The 26,827-nt window shown below is 69.4% G+C and carries 25 protein-coding genes; 14 read left to right on the top strand and 11 right to left on the bottom strand.

The annotated features are described in order from the left end of the window. Window positions 1-50: 50 nt before the first annotated feature. The 5 genes from ACTJJP_RS06630 to ACTJJP_RS06610 form a co-directional block, all read right to left on the bottom strand. A complete protein-coding gene (locus ACTJJP_RS06630; protein WP_440774232.1) occupies window positions 51-902 on the bottom strand; it encodes a GDSL-type esterase/lipase family protein in 852 nt (283 codons plus the stop codon). Next, window positions 899-2,563 (bottom strand): lipopolysaccharide biosynthesis protein, encoded by a 1,665-nt coding sequence (locus ACTJJP_RS06625; RefSeq protein WP_440774231.1) that lies wholly within the window; start codon window positions 2,561-2,563, stop codon window positions 899-901. Before ACTJJP_RS06625 ends, ACTJJP_RS06630 begins: the two co-directional genes overlap by 4 nt. After that, complete coding sequence (locus ACTJJP_RS06620) at window positions 2,560-3,384, bottom strand: glycosyltransferase (protein WP_440774230.1); 825 nt, start codon at window positions 3,382-3,384, stop codon at window positions 2,560-2,562. The genes ACTJJP_RS06625 and ACTJJP_RS06620 overlap by 4 nt, the downstream gene beginning before the upstream one ends. A gap of 8 nt (window positions 3,385-3,392) precedes the next feature. Next, window positions 3,393-4,919 carry a hypothetical protein gene (locus ACTJJP_RS06615; RefSeq protein WP_440774229.1) on the bottom strand — a complete coding sequence of 509 codons (1,527 nt, stop codon included), beginning with the start codon at window positions 4,917-4,919 and terminating at the stop codon, window positions 3,393-3,395. A gap of 99 nt (window positions 4,920-5,018) precedes the next feature. Further along, complete coding sequence (locus ACTJJP_RS06610) at window positions 5,019-5,903, bottom strand: hypothetical protein (RefSeq protein ID WP_440774228.1); 885 nt, start codon at window positions 5,901-5,903, stop codon at window positions 5,019-5,021. Window positions 5,904-6,193: 290 nt separating this feature from the next. Here ACTJJP_RS06610 and ACTJJP_RS06605 point away from each other — a divergent pair, with 290 nt between their 5' ends. From ACTJJP_RS06605 to ACTJJP_RS06585, 5 genes are all read left to right on the top strand, one after another. Continuing rightward, the gene (locus tag ACTJJP_RS06605) at window positions 6,194-7,369 is read left to right on the top strand and encodes a glycosyltransferase family 4 protein (protein WP_440774227.1); all 1,176 of its coding nucleotides are present in this window, start codon (window positions 6,194-6,196) and stop codon (window positions 7,367-7,369) included. Continuing rightward, window positions 7,353-9,551 (top strand): glycosyltransferase, encoded by a 2,199-nt coding sequence (locus ACTJJP_RS06600; RefSeq protein WP_440774226.1) that lies wholly within the window; start codon window positions 7,353-7,355, stop codon window positions 9,549-9,551. The genes ACTJJP_RS06605 and ACTJJP_RS06600 overlap by 17 nt, the downstream gene beginning before the upstream one ends. Continuing rightward, window positions 9,548-10,114: an acyltransferase gene (locus tag ACTJJP_RS06595; RefSeq protein WP_440774225.1), complete on the top strand. Its 567-nt coding sequence runs from the start codon at window positions 9,548-9,550 to the stop codon at window positions 10,112-10,114. Before ACTJJP_RS06600 ends, ACTJJP_RS06595 begins: the two co-directional genes overlap by 4 nt. Next, on the top strand, window positions 10,111-12,129 hold the full coding sequence (locus tag ACTJJP_RS06590) for a glycosyltransferase (protein WP_440774224.1): 2,019 nt from the start codon (window positions 10,111-10,113) through the stop codon (window positions 12,127-12,129). Before ACTJJP_RS06595 ends, ACTJJP_RS06590 begins: the two co-directional genes overlap by 4 nt. Before the next feature lie 316 nt (window positions 12,130-12,445). After that, the gene (locus ACTJJP_RS06585) at window positions 12,446-13,423 is read left to right on the top strand and encodes a glycosyltransferase (protein ID WP_440774223.1); all 978 of its coding nucleotides are present in this window, start codon (window positions 12,446-12,448) and stop codon (window positions 13,421-13,423) included. 81 nt (window positions 13,424-13,504) lie between these two features. Here the strand turns inward: ACTJJP_RS06585 and ACTJJP_RS06580 are convergent, their stop codons facing one another. Beyond that, window positions 13,505-15,343: an alpha-amylase family glycosyl hydrolase gene (locus ACTJJP_RS06580; protein WP_440774705.1), complete on the bottom strand. Its 1,839-nt coding sequence runs from the start codon at window positions 15,341-15,343 to the stop codon at window positions 13,505-13,507. A gap of 143 nt (window positions 15,344-15,486) precedes the next feature. On the opposite strand from ACTJJP_RS06580, the gene ACTJJP_RS06575 reads away from it, so the two are divergent. The 4 genes from ACTJJP_RS06575 (at window position 15,487) to ACTJJP_RS06560 (ending at window position 18,232) form a co-directional block, all read left to right on the top strand. Continuing rightward, window positions 15,487-15,786, top strand: a complete 300-nt coding sequence (locus tag ACTJJP_RS06575; RefSeq protein WP_440774222.1) for a hypothetical protein — start codon at window positions 15,487-15,489, stop codon at window positions 15,784-15,786. A 24-nt stretch (window positions 15,787-15,810) separates the two neighbouring features. Beyond that, a complete protein-coding gene (locus ACTJJP_RS06570) occupies window positions 15,811-16,812 on the top strand; it encodes a hypothetical protein (RefSeq protein WP_440774221.1) in 1,002 nt (333 codons plus the stop codon). Then, a complete protein-coding gene (locus ACTJJP_RS06565) occupies window positions 16,809-17,174 on the top strand; it encodes a GntR family transcriptional regulator (protein WP_440774220.1) in 366 nt (121 codons plus the stop codon). Before ACTJJP_RS06570 ends, ACTJJP_RS06565 begins: the two co-directional genes overlap by 4 nt. A gap of 113 nt (window positions 17,175-17,287) precedes the next feature. Then, a complete protein-coding gene (locus ACTJJP_RS06560) occupies window positions 17,288-18,232 on the top strand; it encodes a DMT family transporter (RefSeq protein ID WP_440774219.1) in 945 nt (314 codons plus the stop codon). A gap of 69 nt (window positions 18,233-18,301) precedes the next feature. On the opposite strand, the gene ACTJJP_RS06555 is transcribed toward ACTJJP_RS06560, so the two are convergent. Both ACTJJP_RS06555 and msrB read right to left on the bottom strand, forming a co-directional pair. Next, on the bottom strand, window positions 18,302-18,853 hold the full coding sequence (locus ACTJJP_RS06555) for a nitroreductase family protein (protein WP_440774704.1): 552 nt from the start codon (window positions 18,851-18,853) through the stop codon (window positions 18,302-18,304). A 14-nt stretch (window positions 18,854-18,867) separates the two neighbouring features. Further along, window positions 18,868-19,275, bottom strand: a complete 408-nt coding sequence (msrB, locus tag ACTJJP_RS06550; RefSeq protein ID WP_440774218.1) for a peptide-methionine (R)-S-oxide reductase MsrB — start codon at window positions 19,273-19,275, stop codon at window positions 18,868-18,870. A gap of 73 nt (window positions 19,276-19,348) precedes the next feature. On the opposite strand from msrB, the gene ACTJJP_RS06545 reads away from it, so the two are divergent. From ACTJJP_RS06545 to groL, 5 genes are all read left to right on the top strand, one after another. Continuing rightward, window positions 19,349-20,338, top strand: a complete 990-nt coding sequence (locus ACTJJP_RS06545) for a DUF2332 family protein (RefSeq protein WP_440774217.1) — start codon at window positions 19,349-19,351, stop codon at window positions 20,336-20,338. Between the two features lie 9 nt (window positions 20,339-20,347). After that, the gene (locus ACTJJP_RS06540) at window positions 20,348-20,602 is read left to right on the top strand and encodes a DUF3263 domain-containing protein (protein WP_314452624.1); all 255 of its coding nucleotides are present in this window, start codon (window positions 20,348-20,350) and stop codon (window positions 20,600-20,602) included. Between the two features lie 35 nt (window positions 20,603-20,637). Further along, complete coding sequence (locus ACTJJP_RS06535) at window positions 20,638-21,240, top strand: LytR C-terminal domain-containing protein (RefSeq protein WP_440774216.1); 603 nt, start codon at window positions 20,638-20,640, stop codon at window positions 21,238-21,240. 129 nt (window positions 21,241-21,369) lie between these two features. Continuing rightward, complete coding sequence (locus tag ACTJJP_RS06530; RefSeq protein ID WP_440774215.1) at window positions 21,370-21,570, top strand: cold-shock protein; 201 nt, start codon at window positions 21,370-21,372, stop codon at window positions 21,568-21,570. A gap of 169 nt (window positions 21,571-21,739) precedes the next feature. Continuing rightward, window positions 21,740-23,359 (top strand): chaperonin GroEL, encoded by a 1,620-nt coding sequence (groL, locus tag ACTJJP_RS06525; RefSeq protein ID WP_055956647.1) that lies wholly within the window; start codon window positions 21,740-21,742, stop codon window positions 23,357-23,359. 70 nt (window positions 23,360-23,429) lie between these two features. Here groL and ACTJJP_RS06520 read toward each other — a convergent pair whose 3' ends face one another. The 3 genes from ACTJJP_RS06520 to ACTJJP_RS06510 all read right to left on the bottom strand — a co-directional run bounded on the left by ACTJJP_RS06520 (window position 23,430) and on the right by ACTJJP_RS06510 (window position 26,819). Continuing rightward, complete coding sequence (locus tag ACTJJP_RS06520) at window positions 23,430-24,257, bottom strand: MerR family transcriptional regulator (protein ID WP_440774214.1); 828 nt, start codon at window positions 24,255-24,257, stop codon at window positions 23,430-23,432. Between the two features lie 53 nt (window positions 24,258-24,310). Beyond that, on the bottom strand, window positions 24,311-26,032 hold the full coding sequence (locus tag ACTJJP_RS06515) for a sensor histidine kinase (RefSeq protein ID WP_440774213.1): 1,722 nt from the start codon (window positions 26,030-26,032) through the stop codon (window positions 24,311-24,313). Window positions 26,033-26,126: 94 nt separating this feature from the next. Beyond that, window positions 26,127-26,819 carry a response regulator transcription factor gene (locus tag ACTJJP_RS06510; RefSeq protein ID WP_440774212.1) on the bottom strand — a complete coding sequence of 231 codons (693 nt, stop codon included), beginning with the start codon at window positions 26,817-26,819 and terminating at the stop codon, window positions 26,127-26,129. Window positions 26,820-26,827: the final 8 nt, after the last annotated feature.

Raw genomic sequence — 26,827 nt, 5'->3', positions numbered from 1 at the left:
CGTCCGGACCGGTGGGCCGGTCGGGATGCGACGAAGGGGTCTGCGGACGGTCAGCCGCCGAGGGCCTTCTGCACTGCGGGCCACGCCGCGGCCGCCACCTTCGCCTGGCCGGAGGCCGAGGGGTGGAAGTGATCGGCCGTCGAGATGTCATCCAACGAGAACGTGATCTGGTTGACGGCTCCGTCGTCGGTCGTGCACTCGGTCACGGCCGCGCACGCTTCGATGATCGAGGCGTTGTAGCCGGCGAGGGTCTCCATGACCGAGGCTCGCCGCTCCTCGTCCGCGGCGGCATCCGAATCGGCGTCACCGAGCAGGGTGCGGCAGGACGGGCTCTGGTTCCACAGGCCCACGATCTTCGAGTCGCTCCGACCCGCTTCCCACAGCTGGCTGATGTCGGGGAGCGACAGGGCCACGATGGGCGCCTCGGGTACGCCGGCGCGGATCGTCGCGAGCAAGTCGGCATACGTTCGGCCGAACTCGTCCACGGGCGTGATCTTGTCCATGCTGCTGGTGCACACGTCGTTGGTGCCGATGGCGACGAGGACGAGATCGGCCGATTTTCCCTCGGCCTTCTCGACGGCCGTGATCCGGTCGGCCACGACCGCGCCCGGACGAGCCAACGAGAGGGGAGCGATCGAGTCGCCGCCGAGGCGTGCGCGGATGGATTCCACCTCGGGATCGGTCCCCAGTGCCCACGAAGCCTCGGGGCAGGCGTCCCGCGATCCGCAGGCGGCCATCCCGACCGACATCGAGTCACCGACCACCGCGATCGACGAGACGCCGCGCATCTGGGAGTCGGACGTCTCCGTGGGGGTCGTCGGCGCAGCCTCGGGCGGGGTGCACCCGGCCAGGACGGCGACGAGGGCGAGTCCGATCGCGACCGCGGAGATCTTGGTCCTCATCGTCGTCTGTCCTTCCGTCGAGCATTCTCCTGCTCGATCTCGCTTTCGAGTTCGCCGGCCGACGGCTCGTCGGCGCCGAGCATGGTGGCCGGGGCGTCCACGGGCGTCGCCTCGAGGTCGATCTCGGCCGCCGTGGGCTGCGAGACCGCGTCGTCTTCGTTCGGCGCGGCAGCCGCCGTCTTGTCGGCGACGGGCTTGCGCGGAGCGGGCTTTCGCGCCTGCTTCACGAAGTCGAGCATCATCCGGTAGTCGCGCCGGTAACCGGGGACGAGGTACAGGATGCCGAGCACGACCAGGCCTGCGAGACCGCCCCCGATGACCTGGAGGATCGCGAGCCAGTCGACCAGCAGCTGCGCGGTGGTCCAGGACGCGCCGAAGGCGAGGCCGGCGGCGATCGCGGGGCGGATGAGGGGGAGGGCGATGTCGCGACCGCTGCGCAGGAACGTGCCCTGGGTCGCCACGAGGAATCCCGGGACGAGGAGCGCCAGGGTCACCAGGCCGTAGAGCAGTGCGAGTCCGTTCACGCCGTTCCACGCCACGCCGACGAAGAACGCGGCGATCACGATGGGACGCGTGATGGCGTAATAGACCAGCTGGCGATGCGCGCGGCCGAGGGTGATGTAGATCCACCCGTTGACGTTGCCGACGGCCTGGGCCACACCGGCCAGGGCGAGGAGCGCGAAGGCGTCCGCCGCGGTATCCCATCCCGGGCCCAGGAGGAGCAGGATGAGCGGGTGGGCGACGGCTGCCGCGATCGCGTACACCGGGAGCGCGAGGTAGCCGATGACCACCATGGCGTTGCTGATATAGCGCCGGTAGCGGTCGCCGTCATCCTGCAGGCGGCTCAGAACGGGCAGGGCGACCCGGCCGAGCGGGGCCGTCAGCTGCTGTTGCGGGAGGAGGAACAGACCGTACGCGCGGGAGTACTGGCCCAGCGCCGCGGCGCCGAGCTGCTGACCGATCACCACGTTGTCGAGGTTGCGCGAGGCGTAGTTGAGCAGCTGCACCCCGAAGAGACTTCCGCCCGTCGAGAGCAGCGGGCGGATGTCGCGACCGACACGGGGGCGACCCCAGCGGGGCTTGGCGGAGACCCACAGGGCGATCAGACGGTACACCTGGCCGGCGCCGGCGAACACGACCAGCGACCAGACGCCGAAGCCCACGAGGGCGGCCACGACCGACAACGCCACTCCGACCGCCATCGCGACGATGTCGATGAGAGCGAGGGTGCCGAACCGCAGGTCGCGTTGCACGGAGGCCTGCAGCGGCATGCAGAGGCCGTTGATCAGGAGCGTCGGTGCGATGGCGAGGGTGAGGATCGTCAGTCGGGGTTCGCCGTAGAGCAGGGCGATCAGCGGAGCGCAGGCGGCGATGCCGATCATGAGCGCCGTGCCGAGCAACGCCGAGAACCACAGCAGCGATCGCCACTGATCCTCGGTCAGCTTCTTGGCCTGCAGGATGGCACCGGTCATGCCGAAGTCGCGCACCAGGTCGGCGACGCCGACGATGGCCATGATCATCGCGACGAGACCGAAGTCCGACTGGTCGAGCAGGCGGGCGAGCAGCATCGTCGAGATGAGCTGCAGCGCCGTCTTGATCCACAGGCCGCCCGCGGTGACCGCGGCGCCTCGGGATGCTTTGTGTTTGAGGTCGCTAGTCATCGGCGTGATGCCTCTCTGAGGGATGTGTCGCGGTCCCACGCGATGGGACCTGCCGATCGGCGACGGGCGATGAGCTTGGGCATCGCGTATCCCCACGCGTAGAAGGGGAAGGAGAGCCAGAGGCGGGGGGAGCGGGCCACGCGCCGCAGGAGCCCGCCGCGGTCGCGCTCGACGCCGTCGTCCGGCAGCTGCCGGTTGCCCAGCTCGATGCGGACCCCTCGTCGCACGAGCGCTCGCATGTTCTTCGGAGCGTGGACCGTGAAGGTCTCGTCGGCGAGGGTCGTGCGCTCGTCGGGTGCGAAGCGCAGCTGCACGAACCGGTCGTCGGCGATGACGTCGGGGAAGGACTCCCAGCGCTGACGACCCGCGGCGTTGACCGCGTAGACCCCGGAGCCGACGTGGCCGCGGGATCGATAGGCCGATGCCGCCCACACGCGCGAGTGGCATCTTACGGGCAGGCTCGACCGCGAGGTGTCGACGACGAGGCGGGGAGCGGCTGCGCGCGGCGCCGAGGAGACGGACAGCTCGTCGGCCATTGCGCGCAGAGCCGACACCGACAGGGCGACGTCGGCATCGATGTAGGCGCGGGGGAACACCCGAGCGATCGCGTCGCCGGCGTTCAACGCCGCGATCTTGGAACCCTCGGCGATCTCGTGGACGGTCACGCCGGGCACAGCGCGCGCCTGTTCCGCGGTGTCGTCCGCGCACCCGTTGGCCACCACGACGACGTCGAACTCCCCGGGCGCCGCACCCCGGAGCATCTGCTCCAGGCTGCGGCGCACCAGGGGGCCCTCGTCGTGGGCCGGGATGACGATCGACATCCGCGGTGTCATAGGGCGACCCCGGAGGACACCGTCGCGCGGGGCCACCGGACGAACATCCCCTCGCCGGCCGCGCGCGCCCTGAGGGCGGGCGGGCTCGATGTGAGCAGCCACCCGGCGACGGCGAGCAGCATGGAATACACGAAGAAGGTCTGCATGAAACCGAACGCGTCGTAGAAGAACAGGGCGGCGGCGTAGCCGGCTCCGCTGAGGAACAGCGCGAAAGCGAGCATCGCGTAGCGGGGTTCGTCGCGCGCCGTGGTGAACGCCCAGGCGCCCATCATCAGGATCGGAACGAGGATGAACACCGCGAGACCGAGAACGCCGACGGCTCCGACTTCGAGGAGCGAACCGAGCACCTGATTGTCGAGGATGTAGGCGTTCTGCTCCTCGCCCACGACGATGCGGCTTCCCAAGCCGGTTCCGAAGAACGGAGACTGCGCCGCCTCGATCAGAGACGGACCGAGGTCGGCCAATCGACCGGCGCCGCGGAAACCCGGCGACGTCTGCTGCGAGGCGATCAGGGCGTCGATATCCAGGAACGAGAGCACGAGCGTGCCGACGACCTTCGGGAGGGCCGCCATGCCGACGGCCAGCAGGGGCACGCCCAACGCCAACAGCGTGATGCCCAGCCACGGCCGCAGGAGGAGCGTGAGCAGGAACATGATGCCCAGCACGATCACCGCGGTGCGGGAGACCGCGACCAGCACGCCCATCAGCAGGATGAGAGCGACGAAGGAGTACACGAGCCGACGCGTCCACTCGTTCTTCGGCCACCGGCCGTAGCGCGAGAGGTAGATCGCGATCGGGATCAGGATGCAGAACATCACCGACAGGGCGATGGGATGCTGCGACGATCCGAACGAGCGGTAGCCGCCGGCGCGGAAGGATTCACCGTCAGCGGCGATCAGGTTCAGCGGGAGGAAGGTCTCGAGCCGGTGGAAGACGTTGATACGCGTCACGCGCTCGAAGACGGCGAAGACCGACACGACCGTGCCGCACCACACGAGAGCGGTGAGCAGGCCCATCGCGATGGTCTCGGTGTCGATGATCTGCCGGACGATGTAGAAGACCGACAGCAGCACGACCCAGTTGACCAGGGTACCGACGGCGCTCGTGGCGAGGCCCTCCTCGACGAGCCGCGTGCCGTTCGGCGGGATGGAGACGAACAGCGACACGAAGAAGATCCCGATCGGCCATCCGAAACCGACCGGCTTCCACTTACGGTTGCGGTCCAGCAGCAGGGCCGCGACCATTCCCGCGAACATCACGAACAACACGAGGCGGTAGGCCTCGAGCTGGAAGGGCAGCGGGATGGGCAACGCGTAGCGCCGGATGGGGATGAACATCACCACGGCGACGAGGATGCCGAGCCAACCGACCCACGAGGTGAGGATCCTCCGTGCCAGGACCGCCAGGGCGACGACGATCATCGCGCCGCCGGCTGCGACCGGGGGCAGGAAGATGACGGACACGGCGGCCACGGCGATGAGGATCACCACGGCCAGGATCGCCCTGCCCACGGGCAGGGTCACCTCGTCCTCCGTCACCGTCGCCGGTGAGGGAGGAGGCGTCGCGGGGGCAGCNCCCCCGCGACTGCGTTGTGTGCAGTGACACGGGAGTGGCCTCGGGGTTCAGAGGTCGCTGCGAAGAGTCGTCGACTCGACGCGTGCACGGTTGCGCGCCCGCGAGCGGACGGCCTCCGCCTCGGATTCCGAGCGCTGGCCCGGCAGGAGGTCGTCGATGGAGAAGTCGGCGTCGTCGTCGAGCTTCGCCGACGACGGGGCGTCGTCCTCGCGAGCAGCCTTCGCGGCACGCTTGCGCTCACGGGAGGCCTTGGAGCCGGCGATGATGTAGGCCGCTGCCACGAAGAGCAGGAAGACGCCGAGGAAGGTGACCACGACCGGGATGGCCGGGTTGGAGCCTTCGAGGGCGGTGCCGGGCTTCTCATCGATGGTCGTGATCAGCACGCGGTTGCCTTCGGGGATCTCTGCGGCTGTCTGGTCGGCCACGACCTGGGCCTCGAAGGTCTGGGCGGCGGTGCGCGAGATCTGCTCGGCCCGCTCGGGCGTCGAGGCCGTACCGACGACTTCGAGGATGGGCAGCACGTAGCGTCCGGCGAACGATTCGTCACCGGCGGGCTGCGTGGTGCGACGGAGAGCGGTCAGCGTCTCCTCCTCGGCGAAGGTGCCGATCTGCGACTCCACGGTGGCCCGCATGTCCTGGCCGCTGATGAGGTAGGCGTACAGGATGGCGCGCGAGGTCAGGTCGACCGTCTGCGGCTGGGTCTGACCCTCCTGCAGCTCCTGGCCGGGGATCACGGCCTGATAGAGCGGCTGGTCGGGACCGTTGAGCAGCAGGGTCGTGCCGGCACGGTACGACTGCTCGGCCCGCGGCTCGACCTGACCGTTATTGATGGTGAAGCCGGCGAAGAACGCGGCGACGGCCGCGACGATGGCGCCCACCACGAGCAGCCACTTGCTCCTCCACAGGACTCGCAAATACGTAGGAATTTCCATTGTTTCCCCTCCAGTCGCCCCCCCGGGCGACGATGTAACTTGAGCCACCGATGGCGAATGAGAGGATCTCCGGAGACACCCCGCAAATCGGCGAACCGATCGACCTCACTTTGACAGTATGCGGGCAACCTCTGGTATTGGCGATTCGTACGTGTTACAACGTCGCGTCTTTCGGGTGTACATCGAGTACTCAACTTGCAATGCTGCCGCCCCGTGTCCACAGTAGGAGACCGGCGGGTGTCGATCTCTGCATTCGATGTCCGCTCGAAACGGGGGCAATGTCTATGCGAGTGCTTTTTTCGTTTCCTCATGCACTCGGGGCGCCAGGTATCGGCTGGACGGCGTGGAACCAGGTCGACGGACTGGCCCGGCTCGGTCACGACGTGCACGTCGTGGCGGCGAGCGTCGCGCGGCCGATGCCGTCGAACGTGCGCGTGACGCAGACGCTCGCCCTGCGGGGCAAGAGGATCCCGCACCGCGCCGTCGGGCGCGACCGTGCCTTCGCGTGGCACGACGCCCGGGCGGCACGATTCGCCGCGCGCGGCGGGTACGACATCGTGCACCTGTGGCCCACCGGCCCCGGCCGCACCGCGGCAGCGGCCCGCGAGCGCGGCACGGCCGTCGTGCGGGAGGCCCCGAACACCCACACGGAATTCGCGTGGCGGGTGGTCGCCGAGGAAGTCGCGAGACTGGGCCTGCAGGGCGAGGTCGACACCGCGCACACCGCGAACGACCGCCGCCTGGACATGGAGCGCGCGGACTGGTCGCGCGCGACCGCCGTTCTCGCCCCGTCGGATTTCGTCGCGCAGACCTTCCGCGACGCCGGGTTCGCCGACGACCGCATCCTCCGTCATCAATACGGTTTCCGTCCCGGGACGCGGGTCGCCCGGCCACGCACCGCGACCCCGGCGCCGCTTCGCGCCGTCTACGTCGGACTCGGCGAACCCCGCAAGGGGCTGCACCACGCCCTCGACGCGTGGCTGAGGTCGGAAGCGAGCACGGACGGCACCCTGACGGTGGTCGGCCGGATGCTCCCGGCGTACGAGGCACTCCTCGCCGACAGACTGGCGCACCCGAGCGTGCGGGTCGTCGGCTTCACCCATCAGGTGGAGGCGGCGCTGGCGGCATCCGATGTGCTGCTCCTCCCCACCATCGAGGAAGGGTCGGCCCTCGTGACGTACGAAGCGCAGGCGATGGGGTGCGTCCCCCTCGTGTCGACCGCATCCGGAGCGCTCATGCAGGACGGCGTGCAGGGTCTGTTCCACGCGCCCCGCGATGTCGATGCGCTCGTCTCGCACCTCGACCTGCTCTCGCGCGAGCGCACGGAGCTAGCGCGGATGAGCGCCGCGGCGATCGCCCACGCCCCCGAGCTCACCTGGGATGCCGCAGCCCACACCCTCGTCCGCTGCTACGACGCCGCGCGCGACCGCGCCACGGCGGGAGGTGCGCATGCTCACGCCGTCTGACATCTCGATCATCGTCTGCACCCGGAACCGCCCCGGATACCTCCGGGAGGCGCTCGCGGCCATCCGGAGGAACACCCCCGCCGAGACCGAGGTCGTCGTCGTCGACAGCGCCTCCGACACCGACGAGACGCGACAGATCGCGGAGGAGGCCGGGGTCGTGTATGTGCTCGCCGGCGCCGGACTGTCCGTCGCGCGCAACGCCGGCATCCATGCCTCCGCGCGTCCGTTCGTCATCTTCACCGACGACGACTGCCTGCCCGAGGAGGGGTGGATCGACGTCGTCCTCCCGCACTTCGAGGACTCGACGGTCGGGGCGGTCACGGGCCGCATGCTGCACCGATCCGAATCCGCCGCCAAGGCTCCGTACCGCCGGCAGCGCCTCTACCGCACGCCCGTGCAGGGCCTGGATGCCGGCCACGGCGCCGTCATGGCCTTCCGCCGCGAGATGCTCCTGCGGATGGGCGGCTTCGACGACGCCCTGGGCGCAGGCAAGCCGTGGGCCGGTGCCGAGGACCTCGACATCTTCGTCCGCATCGTGCGTGCCGGGTCGACCATCGTGCACGACGCCACGTGCATCGTGTGGCACAACAACACCCGCGAGGGTCAGGATTACGTCAACCTGCACCGCGGCTACGGCCTGGGGCTGGGCGCGATGATCGCGAAGTGGATCCACATCGACCCGGTGCTGGGCACCCGCCTCGCGTGGCGTCTGGTGGGGCGTTCGGTGGTCCGCATCGTGCGGGCCTTCGCGCGCAAGAAGCCCGCGGCGCATGAGCACGCCATGTTCGACGGCATCGTCACCGGAGCCCGCCAGGCGTGGAGCTCGCCGGTGATCGGCGAGAGGTTCGCCTCCGCCTCCTCGTCGGCGAGCGTCGCGCGGGCGCCGTCGCACGACGGGGACGCCTCGACCGACCCCGGTGTCTCGGTCGAGCTGCTCCGCATCCTCGACGAGACGCACCTTGCCTCGAACATCCAGTACGAGACCATGCACACCGGATGCATCCTGGTCTTGAGCGGGGGGAGCCTGCGCCGGGACGACGGGTCGCTGGACCGGGAGAAGATCCTCGCGGGAGTCGACCGGCTCGTGCGACGGGTTCCGGAGTTCCGTCTGCGCGTCATCGACTCCCCGCTGGGGGTCACGGCGCCCGCGTGGGTTCCGGCCGAGGATTTCGACCTGCGCCAACACGTGCACTTCCCCGAGGGGACGCACGATCTCGAGACGCAGCGCCTGCGGTGGTTCATCGACGGTGACCGCGGCCTCCTGCCGCGCGACCGCCCGCTCTGGGACTTCACGTTCACGTCGCTGACCACCGGTCAGGTCGCTTTCGGCGCCCGCATGCACCATGCCAACGGGGATGCCAAGTGGGCGATGGAACGTCTCACCGAGCTCACCGAGGCCTCCGAGGTCTCTGAAGAGTCACCGCTGCCCGTCATGGCCCGCCCGCCCGCATCGCGCGCGCTCGTGCCGCTGTACGCCGTCCGCACCTGGTGGCGGCTGCAGCCGAACGTGTCCGCCGCGTGGCGGGAGTACTGGCGCAAACCCGTCGTGAAGCGGGCGAAACGAGTGGTCGGGCGCAACATCCGCCCGCTCAAGGAGGTCTACGCGACCCGCCGGAACCTCCGCGCGAGCTTCATCCCGCCGTTCACCGACACCTTCTTCGAGATCGACGCCTCGGCCACCACGCGTCGGGCGGCGAAGCTGCGCGGGTCGTTGAACGACCTGATCGTCGCGGCCGCCATGTGCGCGGTCGACGACGACCGCGACGGCATCGACGTGATGGTGCCGGTGTCGCGCCGCAAGAAGGGCGAGCGCGCCATCCGCAATCACGTGGAGATGCTCCGTGCGCACGGGACGCCGTCGGCGGGCCTGCCCGAGGTCGTCGCGTCGGTGCGTTCCCAGGTCGCGGCGTTCGCGCGCGGTCTGGCCGTGGAGGAGCAGCCGCGCGGTCGCTCGATCGGATACGTGACGCTGGTGCCGTGGTCGCGCGAGCCGAGGTTCTTCTCCGGGGATGTCGTGGAGGCCTTCATCGTGCTGCCGGCGTCGGATCGGCGGGACGAGCTCGCGGTGTTCGCCGCGGTCTACGGCGACAAGATCACCTTGACCGTGACGACCCGCGCGGAGTTGGACACCGAGGGCATCGCCCGTCGGCTCCGCTCGATGCTCGAAGGGGTGGAAGAATGAACAAGATCCGCAAGACGCTCGTGGCGGTCGCCTCGCTGCTCGACCCGCGGGTGTACCTGCACGGATTGCGCGTGCTGCACTTCTACGGGTACTCGCACGTCTCGCAGGTGCGCAGGCTCACTCGCGGTACCGATGTGAGCTTCGCGCCCAACGTCTCCTTCCGCAACGCCGAGCGCATCACCATCGGCTCCGGCACCCGGATCGGCGAGTACTCCACGATCTGGGCGGGCAACTCGACCGGGCGGATCACGTTCGGCGAGAAGGCGCTCCTCGCTCCCCGCGTGACGCTGACGGCATCGAACTACGGCATCGCGAAAGGCGTCGCCCCGATGGACCAGCCCAAGCAGGAGGATGACATCGTCATCGGGGCAGGTACCTGGCTCGGGGCCGACGTCGTCGTCCTCGCCGGGGTCACCATCGGAGACGGCGCGATCATCGCCGCCGGAGCCGTCGTGACCAAGGACGTCCCCGAGAATGCGATCGCCGGCGGTGTGCCGGCCAAGGTCATCGCCTACCGGCGGGACGCCGAGCCCGCGTCGACGACCGACCGGGTCACCGCGTGAGCGCGCCCACCGTCGACGCGATCATCGTCAACTACAACACGCGCGATCGCACCCTCGAAGCCATCGACTCCCTGGTCGATCTCGACCTCGACTGGCTCGGGATCGTGCTGATCGACAACGGCTCCACCGACGGCTCCCTCGAGGCGATCCGTGCCGCGCACCCCGCGGTGACCCTGATCGACGCGGGCGAGAACCTCGGTTTCGCGCGAGCGGTGAACCGGGGCGTCGAGGCGTCGACGGCCGACTACGTCATGCTGTTCAACCCCGACGCGTCCGCCTTCCCCGGTTCGCTGGAGGCACTGGTGAGCTTCGCCGAAGCCCATCCCGAACACGGGATCTACGGCGGTCGCACGGTCGACGAGACCGGCGCGCTGGACCCGTCGTCGTGCTGGGGCGCGCCGAGCCTGTGGTCGCTGCTGTGTTACGCCACGGGGGCGTCGGCCGTCGCGAAGAAGTCCGCCCTGTTCGACCCCGAGTCCCTGGGCCGGTGGAAGCGCGACACGGTCCGCGAGGTCCCGATCGTCACGGGCTGCCTCCTGATGACGCGCCGCGACGTGTGGCACCGCATCGGAGGCATGGACGAGCGGTTCTTCCTGTACGGCGAGGACGCGGAATTCTCGACGAGGGCGTGGCGCCGCGGCTTCCGTCCGATCATCGTGCCCGAGGCCGTCATCCGTCACGATGTCGGCGGCTCGAGCAGCTCCAGCGGGCGCCGTCTGGCGATGGTCCTCGCCGGCAAGGTCACCTATTTCACCACCGTCTGGTCCGCTCCGGTCGCCCTGCTCGCGGTGCTCCTGCTTCAGGCCGGTGTGGCCCTGCGCGCGGTCCTCGAGGCTGTGCGTCGCAGTTCGCGCGACGCATACCGGCAGGCGTGGGCGCACCGTCGTTCGTGGCGTCGGGGGTTCCCCGCCGCCGAACGCACCCTCTTCGGGCGGGAGCCGTCGACGACGGCGCGGCATCCGTTGGTCGTCCAGGCCGAACCGGCCTTCCGCACCGAGAAGGCGAACCCGTACACCGCCGACCTGGCCCGTGCCCTGCAGCGGCGAGGCGCGGTCGTGCGCGACCTCCACTACGGACGCCTGCTCCTCGAGCGCACCGACGTCATCCACCTGCACTGGCCCGACCTGTCGTTCCTGTCGGGACCCCGGCTGTACCGGCACGTCTGCCGGCTCGCGCTGTTCTACGGCAGCCTCGCGCTCTCGCGGCGCCGGGGGACCGTCCTGGTGTGGACCGTCCACAACGTCGCCGCGCACGAGGAGCGCTCGACGGCCCGCCTGAGGGCCCTGTCCGACAGGCTCCTGCTGAAGAACGTCGACGGCATCATCTCGCTCACGGCGCAGGGCGTCGTGAGCGCGCGGACGGCCTATCCCGAACTCGCCGCCGTCCCCGCGGAGGTCATCCCGCACGGCCACTACCGCGACTCGTACGACTTCGGTGTCGGCCGCGCCGAGGCCCGTGAGCGGCTGGGGCTCGACCCCCGTCGTCCGGTGATCGTCAGCGTGGGACAGATCCGTCGCTACAAGAACGTCCCTCACCTGATCCGGGTGTTCCGCGAGAGCGACGTGGATGCCACCCTGCTCATCGCCGGGAAGATCTCGCCGCCCGAGCTCGAGGCCGAGATCCGCGAGGCCGCACGCGGCGACGAGCGGATCGTGATCGATGCGCGCTTCCTCCCCGACCACGACATCGCCACCGCTCTCGCCGCGGCGGATCTCGTCGTCCTCCCGTACTCGCGGATCCAGAACTCGGGTTCGGCGATCCTGGCCGTCTCGGCTGATCGCCCGGTGCTCGTTCCGCAGCTGGGGGCGATGCAGGAGCTGCAGCAGCAGCTCGGCGACGACTGGGTGCGCTTGTTCGACGGCGATCTGACTTCCGCCGCCCTGTCGGGCGCGCTCGAGTGGTCCACGACGTCGGGGAGGCCGGAGAGGGCGGACCTGCGCGCGCTGGACTGGGATGTCATCGCGGCGCAGACCATGAACGCCTACCGCAACATCCTCGGCCGAGCTCGGGTCTAGACCTCGGGGAGGGGTTCCGGAATTCCGGCGGTTGCGTCCGGTTCGCACTGCGACCGGCGTCGCGCATTCTATTCCTGTTCGTCTCCGTTGCTTTGCCGGACACGGCCCTGTAATGCGCCTGCCGTACAATTCACTGTGACGTCGGTTCTGGCGGTAGTCCGTTCCGACACGAGATCTGGGGGAGATCAGTGATTCTTACGCGTGCGTCCGACAATGCGTCGTCCGGGAGGGTGGTGATGAGAGAGCGCCGGCGAACCTCGGCGGTCTTCATTCTTCGCCTCGAAACGGATGGGGCCCGATGATCGCGGCGCGTGACATGTCCGACCGCCTGGACCTGAACCCCGACAACCCGCGCAAGATGCTGCTCGCGGCGTCGACCGGCGGGCACATCGCCCAGCTCGTGCGTCTGGCACCGGGTCTCGGCGCCACCGACGACTCGCTGTGGGTCAGCTTCGACTCCCCGCAGACGCGCTCGCTCCTGCGGGGCAAGCGCACGCTCCTCGTGCCCTACATCAAGCCGCGCGACTGGCGCGGCACGCTCAAGGCCGTCGGTCAGATCGACAAGGCCCTCGCGGGCGAGGACTTCGACGCCGCCGTCAGCACCGGCGCCGCGCTCGCCACGGCCGCGCTGCCGGTGGCACGTCGACGCGGCATTCCGGCCCTGTACATCGAGAGCGTCTCGCGCGTCCTCGGGCCCTCGCTGACGGGGCGCATGCTGTACCACAGCCGTCTCGCCGAGATGCGGACGCAGCATCGCTCGTGGGCCGGAGGTCGGTGGGGCCTGCACCCGAGCGTGCTGGAGACCTTCTCGATCGAGGATCGCGTCGCGCCCGAGGGGCGACCGCTGAAGATCTTCGTGACGCTCGGGACCATCCAGGGCTACCGCTTCGACACCCTGGTGGACGCCCTGTTGGCGACGGGCCTGATGGGCGAGGACACCACCTGGCAGCTCGGTTACACCACGCGTGACGATCTGCCCGGCCGGGTCGTGCAGGACATGGATGCCGCGTCCTTCGATCGCGCCATCCACGAAGCGGACGTGGTGGTCACGCACGCCGGTGTCGGCACCATCCTCGGCCTGCTCGAGGCCGGCGTGTACCCCGTGGCCGTCGTCCGCCGCGCGAGCCGCAACGAGCACGTCGACGACCACCAGGCGCAGATCGCCGGCCTCATGAACGACAGTCGGATCGGAACAGCCCTCGAGATCGAGGACATCACGGCCGAGGTGCTGCTCGAGGCGGCCGCGAGACGCATCGCGACCACCGACGGGCAGCCGGCGCCGGAACGCCGCTGATCTCGTCCTCCGGCGCGGCGAGAGCCGCGCGGCAACACCGCTGACGTCCCGGCGCGACGAGAACCGCACCGGGACGCCCGATCAGCGCGTCCGCACGCGGAGCCAACGCACGTCGTGCGCGGCGAGCGTGACACCGGCACCGAGCCAGACGGGGGCACCGGTGACCAGGTCGAGGGCCTCGGGAGCGAGCCCCGACAGGGTCACCGCGTCGATCTCCACCGCGGAATCGGCGACGTTCGCGGCGACCAGCACCGAGAACCCGCCCTCGCCCGGGCGCAGGAACGCCACCACCGACCTCACGCGCGCGTCGAAGGCGTACAGGTCGTTCCCCGCGAACTCGGGCGTCACGCGGCGGACGGCGAGCAGACGCGACAGCCGTGAGAAGACGCGACCCGCGGGGGTTCCGGCATCCGCGCGGTCGGCGTAGTTCTGCTCCGGGCGGAAGGGGCGGTGCACCCACCTGCTGTCGCCGGCCTCCGCGGCGCGGTCGGCGTAGCCGTAGTCGTTGAGCTGGGCGACCTCGTCGCCGAGGTACAGCAGGGGAATCCCACCGGTCGACAGCGCCAGCGCGTGGGCCAGCACGACGCGGTCCTCACCGCCCGCATCACCCGCCTCGACACCGGCGAGGGATGCCGTGGTGCCGGTGACCCGGGCATCGCCCGTCCGCGGGTTCTCCTGGAAGGGAACGCCGCGGGCGAAGGTGCCGTCGGCCCGACCGACGTAGAAGTCGTTGAGGAAGCGGCGGTGCGGGTAGCCGTCGATGCCGAGCTCGGCGGCATCCTCGTCGGCGAAGGTCCACCCGATGTCGTCGTGACTGCGCACGTAGTTGACCCACGCCGTGCCGGCGGGGAGTGCATGCCGCCGCTCGAGCGCCTGTTGCAGGAGGCGACCGTCGCGGGTCGCCAGCGCCTCCCAGGTGAGGGCCATCTGCAGCGGGTTGTAGGAGATCTGGCACTCGTCGGGCGAGATGTACGACACGACCTCGTCGGGGTGCACGATCGCCTCCGACTTGAACAGCAGCCCCGGAGCGGCCATCCGCAGCACCGCGTTGAACGCCTGCAGCAGCAGGTGCGCCTCGGGCAGTGACTCGCATGTCGTGCCCAGTCGCTTCCAGATGAAGGCCACGGCATCCATCCGCAGGATCTCCACGCCCTGGTTCGCCAGGAACAGCATCTCGCCGGCCATCGCCTCGAAGACCGCGGGGTTGGCGTAGTTCAGGTCCCACTGGAAGTGGTAGAACGTCGCCCAGATCCAGCGCCCGTCGTCGAGCTGCACGAACGAGCCCGGGTGGTCGTCGGGGAAGATCTCACGCGTCGTCTGCTCGTAGGCGTCGGGCATCTCGCGGTCGGGGTAGATGAGGTAGAAGTCCTCGAATCCCGGCTCGCCCGAGACGGCCTTCCGCGCCCAGTCGTGCTCGTTGCTGGTGTGGTTGAAGATGAAATCGACCACCAGCGAGATCCCGGCGCGTCGGAGGTCGGCGGCAAGGGATGCGAGCTCCTCCATCGTCCCCAGCGCGGGGTCGACGCGACGATAGCTCGACACCGCGTAGCCGCCGTCGCTGTTTCCCGCGGGGCTCTCGAACAGCGGCATGAGGTGGAGGTAGGTCAGCCCCAGTTCGCGGAAGTAGGGGATTCGATCCCGGATGCCGCTGAGCCCACCCGCGTACCGGTCGACGTAGCAGACACCGCCGAGCATCCGCTCGCTCTCGAACCAGTCGGGGGTGCTGTCGCGCTCGCGGTCGAGGGCCTTCAGTGCCCGAGGACGCTCGGTCCAGGAGCGTCGCGCGAGGTCGACCACGGATGCCAGACGCTCGAGGCCGTCGGTGCGCTCGCCGTAGAGGCGGACGAAGAGCTCGTGCAGGCGGGGCAGGTGCAGTTCGGCGTGGGCGAGGAACTCGCGGTCGGCGCCCGCGGTGTTCAGGTCGCCGAGGATGCGCGAGACATCGTGGGGGCCGGGGTTGAGCTGTGTCACGGGTGACAGCCTGGCGCATGGAATCGGTTCGGTGCGGCAGCGACGTGCGCGGGATGGTCGTGTCTCGCGCACGCCTGCGCGATCATGGGCGCATGAGTCCGGTGCATATAAGAGGTCTCGCCGCCGTGCTGGTCGCCGTGACGGGGGTGGTCGCCGTCACCCTCTATGCGGGTGTCGCCCTGATGCAGATCCTCGTGTGGAACCCTGAAGCGGCGGTGCCGGGCGGAGGTGACTACGCCCTCGGCGGTGTGCTCCTTTACGGGGTGAGCGTCCTCGCGATGATCGGACTCTTCGCAATCTTCGTCGGTGCGCTCGTCCGACACCGGCGTGGACGGCGTGCACTCGCTACGGCAGGACCTTTTGTATCTCAATCGTGGTACAAAGTGTGCTAGGAAAGTAGCACGAAAGGTGGTCACGTGAGCGCGCAGTATCTCTTGAACGTGGGGAATCGGCTTCTTCAGGCATCTCCCGGGGAAGTCGTCTGGGGGCTCCTGTCCTCGTCGGTGGTGTGCGCGGTGCTGGGTGTCGCGGCGGCCCTCCTCGTGGCACGCGTGCGGCGCGGGACGGTGGCGCCGGGTCGTGCCCCGCGCGACGAGCGCATCGTGTCGGGGGGAATCGCCGCCGCCGTAGGCGCCGTGTGGATCGCTGACGTCGTCCTCCGCGGTCATGCCTTCGACATGTCGGCCACGGTGGCATGGTGGCGCTTCGCCGTCGCCCCGATCGCAGCAGCCCTGGGGCTGGCGATGCTGCTGTTCGCGATGCGCGCCCGAGGGCAGCGCCGCACGGTCGACGCGGTCTCCGTGAGTCGGCGCACGTGGAGCACCTTCGGTCCTCTCCGTGGTACTCCGCTGTACGCCACCGTCGTAGGTGTCACCATCGTGGTCGCGGTCGTCTTCGGGCGCATGTCGACGTCGTATGGTCCGGGCATCGCCGCGCATCTCACCCTGGAGGTGCCGAACACGGATGTTCCACCGGTTGTGACGATCTTTCCGGGCTGGGCCTACGGCATCCCTCTGATCGTCTCGGTGTCCGTCCTGGCGGCCACTGTCTTCTGTGCTCTGCGGCGCAACGCCGTCCGGCCTTTCCCCGCTTCCGTCTCTCTCGATGTCGAGCGCGCTCGGCGGGCCGAGATCGCTCGCGGCGTCGTCGGCATCGGCATCGCCGCGACGTCGATCGTGCTCGGGGGCGTGCTGCGCATGGCGCGCTCCGCGGTGACCACGACGATCACGACGACGTCGGTGTCCGGTGGAGGAAGGCGATTCGACGTGTTGCTGCCCCACGCCGACCTGGTTCTCAGCGGAGGCGTCGTCGCGCCGCTGCTCGAGATCGGGGGAGTGGCGATGCTCGCTCTGCTCGTCGTTCGGTCCATCCGCGTTGCACGGGCCCCGATGCGGGCGACTGCAGAGAGCCGCGCATGAAGGACAGCGTGTCGGTGGACGCGGCGAGTCCGACCGTCGATCTGCATCGCTTCTACCGCGGAATGATCGTCTCCGGTCGGCTGGGTGGCGGCGAGAAGCTTCCCACCGTGCGGCAGGCAGCGGCTGACTTCGGTGTCGCTCCAGGCACCGTGCAGAAGGCGTACCGTGCGCTCGAGATGGACGGCCTGATCGTCAGCCGTGTCGGCTCGGGAACCCGCGTCGCCCCCGGTGTCGCTCCTCTCTCCGCGGGCCTCATGCGACAACTCCGTGCGCTTGTCGACGCGGCGGTCGCGGAGGGGGTCGAGGTCGAGGCTTTGACCGATGTCCTGCGCGTGTACGGGGACGACGCGCGGTCGGCGTGATCTGCGACGCCGGAAGCAGCGACGGCGGACACCGCGACGGGGAAGCGCGCCGGGCGTGCACGACGGGGCGTCGTACGATCGACGGTGGCCCGAGCCTCGGGCACGAGGGGAGCATGGTGTCGGAGCGCGGTGCGGTCGGCCTCGCCGTGGGGGGAGCGGTGCTCATCGGCGCGCTCACGGCCCTGCAGGCGCGCATCAACGGCACCCTCGGCGCCGAGTTCGGTGACGGCATCGTCGCCGCGGCGGTGTCGTTCACTTCGGGGCTGCTCATCCTCGTCGCGCTGTCCGCGCTGCTCCCCGAGGGGCGGCGCGGGTTCGGGCGGCTGGTCGGCGGCATCCGGACCCGTTCCATTCCCCCGTGGATGCTCCTGGGCGGCCTCGTCGGCGCCTTCACCGTGGCGAGCCAGGGGCTGACGGTCGCCACGATCGGCGTCGCCCTGTTCACGGTCGGCTTCGTCGCCGGTCAGACCACCGGTGGTCTCGTGCTCGATCGAATCGGTTACGGTCCGGCCGGCGTCGTCCCCGTCACCGTGCGCCGTGCCGTGGGAGCGGCCCTCGCCATCGCGGGTGTCGTCGTCTGCCTGTCGGGCGACGCCCTCGCGGGCGTGCCCCTGTGGATGCTCATCGTGCCCGCGGTCGCCGGAGCAGCCGTCTCGTGGCAGCAGGGGACGAACGGGCGTCTGCGCGTTCGGGTCGAGAGCCCCCTGACAGCGACGCTGGTGAACTTCATCGGCGGGACCGTCGTGCTGCTGTTCGCGGCGGCCGTGTACATCGCCGTCGTCGGGGCCCCCCGAGTCGTGCCGACCGAGCCGTGGCTGTACAGCGGCGGTGCGGTGGGCGTGATCTACATCTTCCTGTCGTCGGTGGTCGTGCGGCGCACGGGCGTGCTGCTGCTGGGCCTCGGGTCGGTCGTCGGGCTGCTCACCACCTCGGTGCTGCTCGACGCGGCCTGGCCCGCTCCCGCCGCGCCGTCGCCCGCGGTCGCGGTGCTCGCGGCGGCGGTCGCCCTCGCCGGAGTGGTCGTCGCAGCCGTGCCGTGGCGGCGTCGACGCCGCTGAAGGTCGCGCCGCACGAACGACGACGCCGCCCGAGGAAAACCCCCGGGCGGCGTCACACGCTCCTGTGGATCAGAGGGAGACGTCGTCGACCTTGCGGCCCTTCTTGCCCCCGGGCATGCGCGAGATGTGCTTCGCGGCATCCACGGTCTTGCGGCGCACCGGACGCGAACGCTGCGGCTTGCCGCCCACGTACAACCACCCGAGCAGCACCTCGCCCTTTTTCAGGCCGTGCGCCTTCGCGAGCACTTTGCTGCGGGTGTTGTCGTCGGTGCGCCAGAACACGCCGAAACCCGCCTCATCCAGCACGAGGCTGAGCATGTGGGCGACCCCGGATGCCGTGGCCTCCTGCTCCCACGCGGGGACCTTCTTCGACGACACGTCGGCCACCAGCGCGATGATCAGGGGTGCACGACGCGGCTTCGAGGAGTACCCGCGCTTGCCGTCGGCCTTGTTCAAGGCGCGGGCGAGCAGGTCGCGATCGCTCCCGCGGATCTCGATGATGCGCCACGGACGCAGCGTCTTGTGGTCGGCGACGCGACCGGCCGCGGCGACGAAGGCCTCGAGCTCGGGGCCGGTGGGGGCGAGGTCGGTGACCTTCGACCACGACCGGCGGTCGCGCATCGCCTCGAGTGCGCTCACGCCTGGTCTTCCGGGGTGAAGTTCAGCGAGAGCGAGTTCATGCAGTAACGGTCGCCGGTGGGCGTGCCGAATCCGTCGGGGAACACGTGCCCCAGGTGCGAACCGCAGTTCGCGCAGCGCACCTCGGTGCGCTGCATGCCGTGGCTGTTGTCGTCGATGAGCTCGACGGCCTCGGGGCGCACCGATTCGTAGAAGCTCGGCCACCCGCAGTGCGAGTCGAACTTGGTCCCGCTCTGGAACAGCTCCGCACCGCACGCGGCACAGGTGTAGAAACCGGCGCGGCTCTCGTCGAGCAGCTCACCCGTCCAGGCGCGCTCCGTTCCCGCCTGGCGGAGCACCGCGTACTGCTCGGGCGTCAACTCTTCGCGCCACTGGTCGTCGGACTTGTCGACGGCGTAAGTCATGGAAACTTCCCTTCTCCGGCATCCATTCTGTCGTGCCCGGGAGCGGTCAGGTCGGCCCGGCATAATCTGCGGGATGGATCAGGATGCCGTGACCGCCGTCATCGAGAGGTTCGAGCGCTTCGCCCGCGACGAGGCGCCCGGCCGATCCGCCGTGTACGAGGCGTGGGCGCGCCGGGTGATCGACGACCCCGCGGTGGCGACCGCGTTCGCGGGCATCGCCGAGACACGACGTCAGCCTCCCCTCGTCTTCGCCGTCGTGCGCGTGCTCGGTGCCCCGATGGGCGACCTCGACGCGTGGGCGTCGTGGGTCGTCTCGCACGCCGAGGCGATCGCGGAAGAGTGCGGGCGGCGGAGCGTGCAGACGAACGAGCCGCTGCGCTGCGCCGCCCTGCTGCCGGTGCTGTCGCTGATCGAGGGGCCCATCGCCCTGCTCGAGGTGGGGGCGAGCGCCGGGTTGTGCCTCTTCCCCGACCGCTACTCGTATCGCTATCGGAGCGGCGCGGACACCCTCGCGCTGGACCCCCTCGACGGCGTGAGCCCGGTGGTGCTCGACAGTGCGCTCCACGGGATGCCGGAGGTGCGGATGCCGCAGGTGGTCTGGCGGGCGGGCATCGATCTGAACCCGCTCGACGCCGGTCGAGCCGATGACCGGGCGTGGCTCACGGGCCTCGTGTGGCCGGGGGAGGAGGGCCGGCGGGAACGCATCGCGGGCGCCCTCGACATCGCGGCGGCCGATCCGCCCCTGCTCGTCACCGGTGACGGAGCCGACGCCCTGCCGGCCCTCGCCGCCCGTGCGCCGCGTGACGCGACGCTGGTCGTGACGACCCCCGGCGTCCTCGCGCACGTTCCGCGCACCCGTCGCGCGGCGCTGATCTCGGCCGCCCGTGCGGCGGGGCGATGGATCACCTTCGATGCGCCGGGGCTCCACGACGGCTGGACGCGGCCCGTCGAATCGGTGCGGGGAGGTTTCTCTCTGGCACTCGACGGCGATGTGATCGCGGAGGTGGATCCGCTGGGCGCGTGGGTGGCGTGGCATCCCGGATCCGAGGCGGGCCGCCGTTAACGTGGTGGCGTGACCCTGTCGGACCGTGAACTCGCCTTCCTCGCTTTCGAGGGTGAATGGCGACGCCACGCGGGGGCGAAAGAAGAGGCCATCCGTGCTGAGTTCGGCCTGACGCCCGCACGGTACTACCAGGTGCTCGGCCGACTGATCGACACCCCTGACGCTCTCGCCCACGATCCCATGCTCGTGCGCCGTCTCCGTCGTCGTCGCGACGAGGCCGCGGACCGGCACCGCTCACGGCTCGGCCGGGCGGCGTCGCGCTGACGGAGCGGCCGGGCTCCGACCGATAGCATCGTCCAATGGCCAGATCGACCTTCCCTCGGGATCGCTTCGACGACCTGCCCGATCCCTCCGGTCGCATCGGCGCTCACCGGGCCGAGAACCCCCGGCTGCGCGGATGGATCGTGTTCCTGTGGGCGGCCATCGCCACGCTCGTGCTGATCATCGCGGGCATCTTCGGAACCCTCGTCGTGTCGGGGCGCATCTCGCTCGGTCCCGACGACGCCGCGACCCCCGTGCCGACGGTCGAGGCGACGACTCCCGCCGTCGTCGACACGTCGTATTCGGTCGTGGTGCTCAACGGCACGGCCGACGAGGGACTCGCGGGTGCGCTCCGGGATCAGATCGTCGCGGCAGGGTGGCCGGGCGACGGCGTGGAGACGGGCGATTCCGACAGCACCGACTTCGCCCGGACCACGGTGTTCTACCTCCGCGAGAGCGACCAGTCGGCCGCGGAAGGCCTGGCCCAGACGATCGGCGGAGCGGACGTCGCGCAGAGCGATTTCCTGCAGCCGACCGACGATCCCGGCACCCCCGACGACGAGAGCGCGGTCAAGCGGCTGATCGTCGTGATCGGCCTCGATCGCGCCGCCGGTCAAGCGTCGGAGTCGCCCGCCTCCTGACCCGTCTGGCCGCGTGTTTCCGCGGAGTAACAACTTGACGGCACGCGCGTCAACAATGCGTCCGAACCCTGATCCCGAGATGCGCTCCGTGCTTACGATGACCTCGTCGTTCAGCAACAGGAGATTCGCATGACCCAGGGCACTGTCAAATGGTTCAACGCCGAGAAGGGTTTCGGCTTCATCACCGTCGCCGACGGGCAGGACGTCTTCGTCCACTACTCGAGCATCGAGATGTCGGGCTTCCGCGTCCTCGAAGAGGGTCAGGTCGTCGAGTTCACCGTCGGCAGCGGTCAGAAGGGACCGCAGGCGGAGTCGGTGCGCTTGGCCTGAGTGCTGATTCGAACGCCGCGGCATCCGAGTCCCGGATGCCGCGGCGTTCGTCGTTTCACCGGCATCCGGTGGCTTGCACTCCCCAGGGTCGAGTGCCAGAATGAATTAGCACTCGCTTTCGTCGAGTGCCAATTCTGCAAGTCACCCGTCCGGGAGGGACGACACACTTATGGCAAAGATCATCGCTTTCGACGAAGAGGCACGGCGCGGCCTCGAGCGCGGCCTCAACACGCTGGCCGACGCCGTCAAGGTGACCCTGGGCCCCCGCGGTCGCAACGTCGTGCTCGAGAAGAAGTGGGGAGCCCCCACGATCACGAACGACGGCGTCTCGATCGCCAAGGAGATCGAGCTCGACGACCCGTACGAGAAGATCGGCGCTGAGCTGGTCAAGGAGGTCGCCAAGAAGACCGACGACGTCGCGGGTGACGGCACCACCACCGCCACCGTTCTCGCCCAGGCGCTCGTGCGCGAGGGCCTGCGCAACGTCGCCGCCGGCGCCGACCCCATCTCGCTCAAGAAGGGCATCGAGAAGGCCGTCAAGGCCGTCACCGACGAGCTGCTCGCCTCCGCCAAGGAGGTCGAGTCCAAGGAGCAGATCGCCGCCACCGCGTCGATCTCCGCCGCCGACCCCGCGATCGGCGCGCTGATCGCCGAGGCCATCGACAAGGTGGGCAAGGAAGGCGTCGTCACCGTCGAGGAGAGCAACACTTTCGGCACCGAGCTCGAGCTCACCGAGGGTATGCGCTTCGACAAGGGCTACATCAACCCCTACTTCGTCACCGACCCCGAGCGTCAGGAAGCGGTCTTCGAAGACCCGTACATCCTCATCGCGAACCAGAAGATCTCGAACATCAAGGACCTTCTGCCCATCGTCGACAAGGTGATCCAGGAGGGCAAAGAGCTCCTCATCATCGCTGAGGACGTCGAGGGCGAGGCTCTCGCAACGCTCGTGCTCAACAAGATCCGCGGCATCTTCAAGTCGGTCGCCGTCAAGGCTCCCGGCTTCGGCGACCGCCGCAAGGCGCAGCTGCAGGACATCGCGATCCTCACCGGCGGCCAGGTCATCACCGAAGAGGTGGGCCTCAAGCTCGAGAACGCGACCGTCGACCTGCTCGGCCGCGCCCGCAAGGTCATCATCACCAAGGACGAGACCACGATCGTCGAGGGTGCCGGTGAGTCGGAGCTGATCGAGGGTCGCGTGACCCAGATCCGCCGCGAGATCGAGAACACCGACAGCGACTACGACCGCGAGAAGCTCCAGGAGCGCCTCGCGAAGCTCGCCGGTGGCGTCGCCGTCATCAAGGCCGGAGCCGCGACCGAGGTCGAGCTCAAGGAGCGCAAGCACCGCATCGAAGACGCCGTGCGCAACGCCAAGGCCGCCGTGGAAGAGGGTGTCGTCGCCGGTGGTGGCGTCGCGCTCATCCAGGCCGGCAAGAACGCCCTGGGCAACCTGAACCTCGTCGGTGACGAGGCGACGGGCGCCAACATCGTCCGCGTCGCCATCGAGGCACCGCTCAAGCAGATCGCGCTCAACGCCGGTCTCGAGCCCGGCGTCGTGGCCAACAAGGTCGCGGAGCTCCCCGTGGGTCACGGTCTGAACGCCGCGACCGGCGAGTACGGTGACCTGTTCGCACAGGGCATCATCGACCCCGCCAAGGTGACGCGTTCGGCGCTGCAGAACGCGGCATCCATCGCCGGCCTCTTCCTCACCACCGAGGTCGTCGTCGCCGACAAGCCCGAGAAGAACGCCGCTCCGGCAGGCGACCCGACGGGTGGCATGGACTTCTGATCCACGCCTGACGCATCGGAACGCCCCCTCCCTCGGGAGGGGGCGTTCTGCTGTGCGGACGCGATCGTCGTCAGCTGAGCGGGCGGCAGACATCCGTGAGCAGCGCGTCAGCCGGCACCCGGTCGGGTGTGGTGAGGTAGACGTTGAACACGCGCGAGGCGAGCGTTCCGTCGCTGCGGGGGCTCAGACCCTCCTCCAGAAGCCGGGCGTTGATCATGTCGTGCGCCTGGGCGATCTGCTCGTACGGCCCGGTCACGCGCGCGACGAGGCAGTCCCGGGCCGGCAGCTCGATGAGTGTCAGAGGGGCCTCGACCGTCGTTCCGGGGGCGACGGGCAGGAAGATCGACAGATCGACGTCGTGCTCGACGTACTGATCGTCGTGCTCGATGACGCCGCCGGGGCCGATGGGCGCGATCGACTGCGCGGGGAGCAGGGGCATGAGCCGGCCCCAGAGTTCCCCCTCGTGGGTGTACGTGGCCACGGTGCCGCGAAGGGCCACCGCGGTGAGGGCGGGGACGGTGGTGCGCGTGAGCGTGATGGACATGGGATGGTCTCCGTTCGTGAGAAGGCGGGTGATCAGCGACACCCTCTCGGTAGCCGCGCGTGCCTCGTCGTGGAGTTCCGCCCTCTGCATCTGCAGTGCGCGTGTCCATGCCGGAGTGCCACGGGCGTCGAGAAGGGCGCCGATGGCGGAGACGCCGAAGCCCACGTCGCGGAGGTTGCGGACGTCGGCCGCGTCGACCAGCTGGTGCGGGACGTAGCGACGGTATCCGGTCCAGGGGTCGATGTCAGCGGGGACCAGCACGCCGTGGCTGTCGTAGTGGCGGAGCATCCGCACCGACAGGCGTGTGAGCGCGCTGAACCGACCGATGCTCATCAGGTTCGGGGTCTCGGCCATGGAGACATCGTGTCCTCTCACATCGTGTGAGGGTCAAGCGTCGCCGCCCCCGCTCACGTCTGCGCGTCGGGGCGATAGCCCTCGGGGAGACGCTCGAGGGGCTGCGTCTCGATGAGGGCGTGCTCCCGGGCGTCGCGACGATCCGCGAGGGGGAGGGACACGCGGAAGGTCGCCCCGCCCCCTGGGGTGTCGACGACCTCGACCGTTCCGTGCAGCAGATCGACGATGGATGCCACGATCGACAGGCCCAGGCCGGAGCCTCCCGTCTCGCGCGTGCGGGAGGTGTCGGCGCGCCAGAACCGCTGGAAGATCTGGTCGCGGATCTGCTCGGGCACCCCCTCGCCGTGATCGATGATCTCGATCCAGCCCATGTCGCTGTCGACGTCGACACCCACGCGAAGACCGATGGGGGAGTCGTCGCCGGTGAAACGGCGGGCGTTCCCGAGGAGGTTCGCCACCACCTGGCGCACCTTGTTCTCGTCTCCCAGCACGATCGGCGCGATGCGCGCGGGCGCGCGGACCACACCGATCGGAGAGGTGGGCGCCGCGGTCGGAGCGGCATCGGCGTGCGTGGCCGGCGACTCGGCGGCATCCCGGGGCTTGCGCCGAAGCCGTGACAGCGTCGCACCCGCGATCGCCATCGCAGACGTGGTCGGGGCCGCGCGTCGGCGGCTCGCGACCGTCGCGGAGTCCCCGCCGGCGTCGAGCAGGGGGTCGAGCGTGATGGTGGGCAGCACGATCTCGTCGCGTGAGGTGGTGTCGTCGACCGTCACCTCGCGCTGGGGCGAGGTGACCCGCAGATCGAGGGCCGCGTCGCGGGCGATCGGGCGCAGGTCGAGCGGGATGATGGTCACGTCGCGGCGCTCGTCGAGACGCGCGAGGGCGAGAAGGTCCTCCACGAGCGCACCCATGCGGATGGCTTCCTTCTCGATGCGTTCCATCGACTGTGCGACATCCTCGTCCGAGCGGATCGCGCCCATCCGGTACAGCTCCGCGTACCCGCGCATCGTGACCAGGGGGGTGCGCAGTTCGTGGCTGGCGTCGCCGATGAAGCGGCGCATCTGTCGCACGGTGGCATCCCGTTGGCCGAGGGCGCCGTCGATCCGTGCGAGCATCGCGTTGATGGCGGTCTTGAGCCGGCCCACCTCGGTGTCGGGGACGATGTCGGTGAGGCGCTGGCTGAAGTCGCCGGCGGCGATGTCCATCGCGGTGGTCTCGACCTGGCGGAGGTTCCGGAACGCCAGCGTCACGAGCCATCGCGTGAGCAGGGCGGTCGCGATGAGGATGAGCAGGGCGACGAAGGCGTAGATGCCGATGTAGGCCGCGACGATGCGATCGGTCTGCGCGAGCGGCTGGATCACCATCTGCGTGTAGACACCCGAGCTGCCGTTGACCTGCAGCACGCCGACTCTCGCCAGGAAATGCTGGCCGGAGTCGGCGTCGTGCAGCTCGATGCGTCGATCGATCTGGCTGTAGGTCTGCTCGACCGTGAACGTCGACGGCAACTCCGGCAGCGTCTGGGATGCCGTGCCGTTGTAGAACGCCTTGCGCTCTCCGTCGGGGCCGTAGACGACGACCATCGAGCCGATCTGCGGCGCGTTCTCGATCTGCGAGAACACGATCTGGCCGTCGATGGGTGTCATGGTGAACACGCTGTCGGCGATGTTGCCCGCCGCCTGCTGGGCGAGCTGCTCGTCGAGGTTGTTCACCAGGGTCGTCCGCAGGAACACCATGGTGCCGATGCCCGCCGTGAACAGCCCGATCGCCAAGAGCATGACCGTGACGCCGGTGACCTTGGTGCGCAGGCTCAGGCCGCGCCACCAGCGCGTGAGGGAATCGTCAGGATGCGACAGGGCGGATGCCTTCCCGTCAGGCGGTCTTGCCGGATTTCAGCATGTAGCCGAAGCCTCGTTTGGTCTGGATCAGCGGCTCGGAGGAGTGCGGGTCGATCTTGCGGCGGAGGTACGAGATGTAGCTCTCGACGATGCCCGCGTCGCCGTTGAAGTCGTACTCCCAGACGTGGTCGAGGATCTGCGCCTTCGACAGCACGCGGTTCGGGTTGAGCATGAGGTAGCGCAGGAGCTTGAACTCGGTGGGACTCAGGTCGATCGACACGTCGCCGACGCTGACGTCGTGCGTGTCCTGATCCATCGTGAGTTCGCCCGTGCGGATGATCGACTCCTCGTCGGCCTGCATGGTGCGACGGAGGATCGCCTGGATGCGGGCGACGATCTCATCGAGGCTGAAGGGCTTGGTGACGTAGTCGTCGCCTCCGGCGTTCAGACCCTCGATCTTGTCTTCGGTCTCGTCCTTCGCCGTCAGGAACAGGATGGGCGCGGTGTAACCTGCGCCGCGAAGACGCTTGGTGACACTGAAGCCGTTCATATCGGGGAGCATCACGTCGAGCACGATGAGGTCGGGTTCCTCCTCGAGCACGGCCGAGATCGTCTGCGCGCCGTTCGAGACGGCACGCACCTGGAACCCGGCGAAACGCAGGCTCGTGATGAGCAGGTCGCGGATGTTCGGTTCGTCGTCGACGACGAGGATGCGAGGTGCTGTCATGACCTCAT

Source organism: Microbacterium sp. 22296, assembly GCF_052045385.1.
Classification (GTDB): domain Bacteria; phylum Actinomycetota; class Actinomycetes; order Actinomycetales; family Microbacteriaceae; genus Microbacterium.
Note: the sequence above shows the minus strand (reverse complement) of the source record. Positions and strands in the feature narration are given on the sequence as shown.

Bases quoted from the DNA above. Each gene is read 5' to 3' on its own strand.
- ACTJJP_RS06630 (WP_440774232.1), bottom strand. From the start codon at position 902: ATGAGGACCAAGATCTCCGCGGTCGCGATCGGACTCGCCCTCGTCGCC.
- ACTJJP_RS06625 (WP_440774231.1), bottom strand. From the start codon at position 2,563: ATGACTAGCGACCTCAAACACAAAGCATCCCGAGGCGCCGCGGTCACC.
- ACTJJP_RS06620 (WP_440774230.1), bottom strand. From the start codon at position 3,384: ATGTCGATCGTCATCCCGGCCCACGACGAGGGCCCCCTGGTGCGCCGC.
- ACTJJP_RS06610 (WP_440774228.1), bottom strand. From the start codon at position 5,903: ATGGAAATTCCTACGTATTTGCGAGTCCTGTGGAGGAGCAAGTGGCTG.
- ACTJJP_RS06600 (WP_440774226.1), top strand. From the start codon at position 7,353: ATGCTCACGCCGTCTGACATCTCGATCATCGTCTGCACCCGGAACCGC.
- ACTJJP_RS06595 (WP_440774225.1), top strand. From the start codon at position 9,548: ATGAACAAGATCCGCAAGACGCTCGTGGCGGTCGCCTCGCTGCTCGAC.
- ACTJJP_RS06585 (WP_440774223.1), top strand. From the start codon at position 12,446: ATGTCCGACCGCCTGGACCTGAACCCCGACAACCCGCGCAAGATGCTG.
- ACTJJP_RS06575 (WP_440774222.1), top strand. From the start codon at position 15,487: ATGAGTCCGGTGCATATAAGAGGTCTCGCCGCCGTGCTGGTCGCCGTG.
- ACTJJP_RS06565 (WP_440774220.1), top strand. From the start codon at position 16,809: ATGAAGGACAGCGTGTCGGTGGACGCGGCGAGTCCGACCGTCGATCTG.
- ACTJJP_RS06560 (WP_440774219.1), top strand. From the start codon at position 17,288: ATGGTGTCGGAGCGCGGTGCGGTCGGCCTCGCCGTGGGGGGAGCGGTG.
- ACTJJP_RS06555 (WP_440774704.1), bottom strand. From the start codon at position 18,853: ATGCGCGACCGCCGGTCGTGGTCGAAGGTCACCGACCTCGCCCCCACC.
- msrB (WP_440774218.1), bottom strand. From the start codon at position 19,275: ATGACTTACGCCGTCGACAAGTCCGACGACCAGTGGCGCGAAGAGTTG.
- ACTJJP_RS06545 (WP_440774217.1), top strand. From the start codon at position 19,349: ATGGATCAGGATGCCGTGACCGCCGTCATCGAGAGGTTCGAGCGCTTC.
- ACTJJP_RS06535 (WP_440774216.1), top strand. From the start codon at position 20,638: ATGGCCAGATCGACCTTCCCTCGGGATCGCTTCGACGACCTGCCCGAT.
- ACTJJP_RS06530 (WP_440774215.1), top strand. From the start codon at position 21,370: ATGACCCAGGGCACTGTCAAATGGTTCAACGCCGAGAAGGGTTTCGGC.
- groL (WP_055956647.1), top strand. From the start codon at position 21,740: ATGGCAAAGATCATCGCTTTCGACGAAGAGGCACGGCGCGGCCTCGAG.
- ACTJJP_RS06520 (WP_440774214.1), bottom strand. From the start codon at position 24,257: ATGGCCGAGACCCCGAACCTGATGAGCATCGGTCGGTTCAGCGCGCTC.
- ACTJJP_RS06515 (WP_440774213.1), bottom strand. From the start codon at position 26,032: ATGCTCTTGGCGATCGGGCTGTTCACGGCGGGCATCGGCACCATGGTG.
- ACTJJP_RS06510 (WP_440774212.1), bottom strand. From the start codon at position 26,819: ATGACAGCACCTCGCATCCTCGTCGTCGACGACGAACCGAACATCCGC.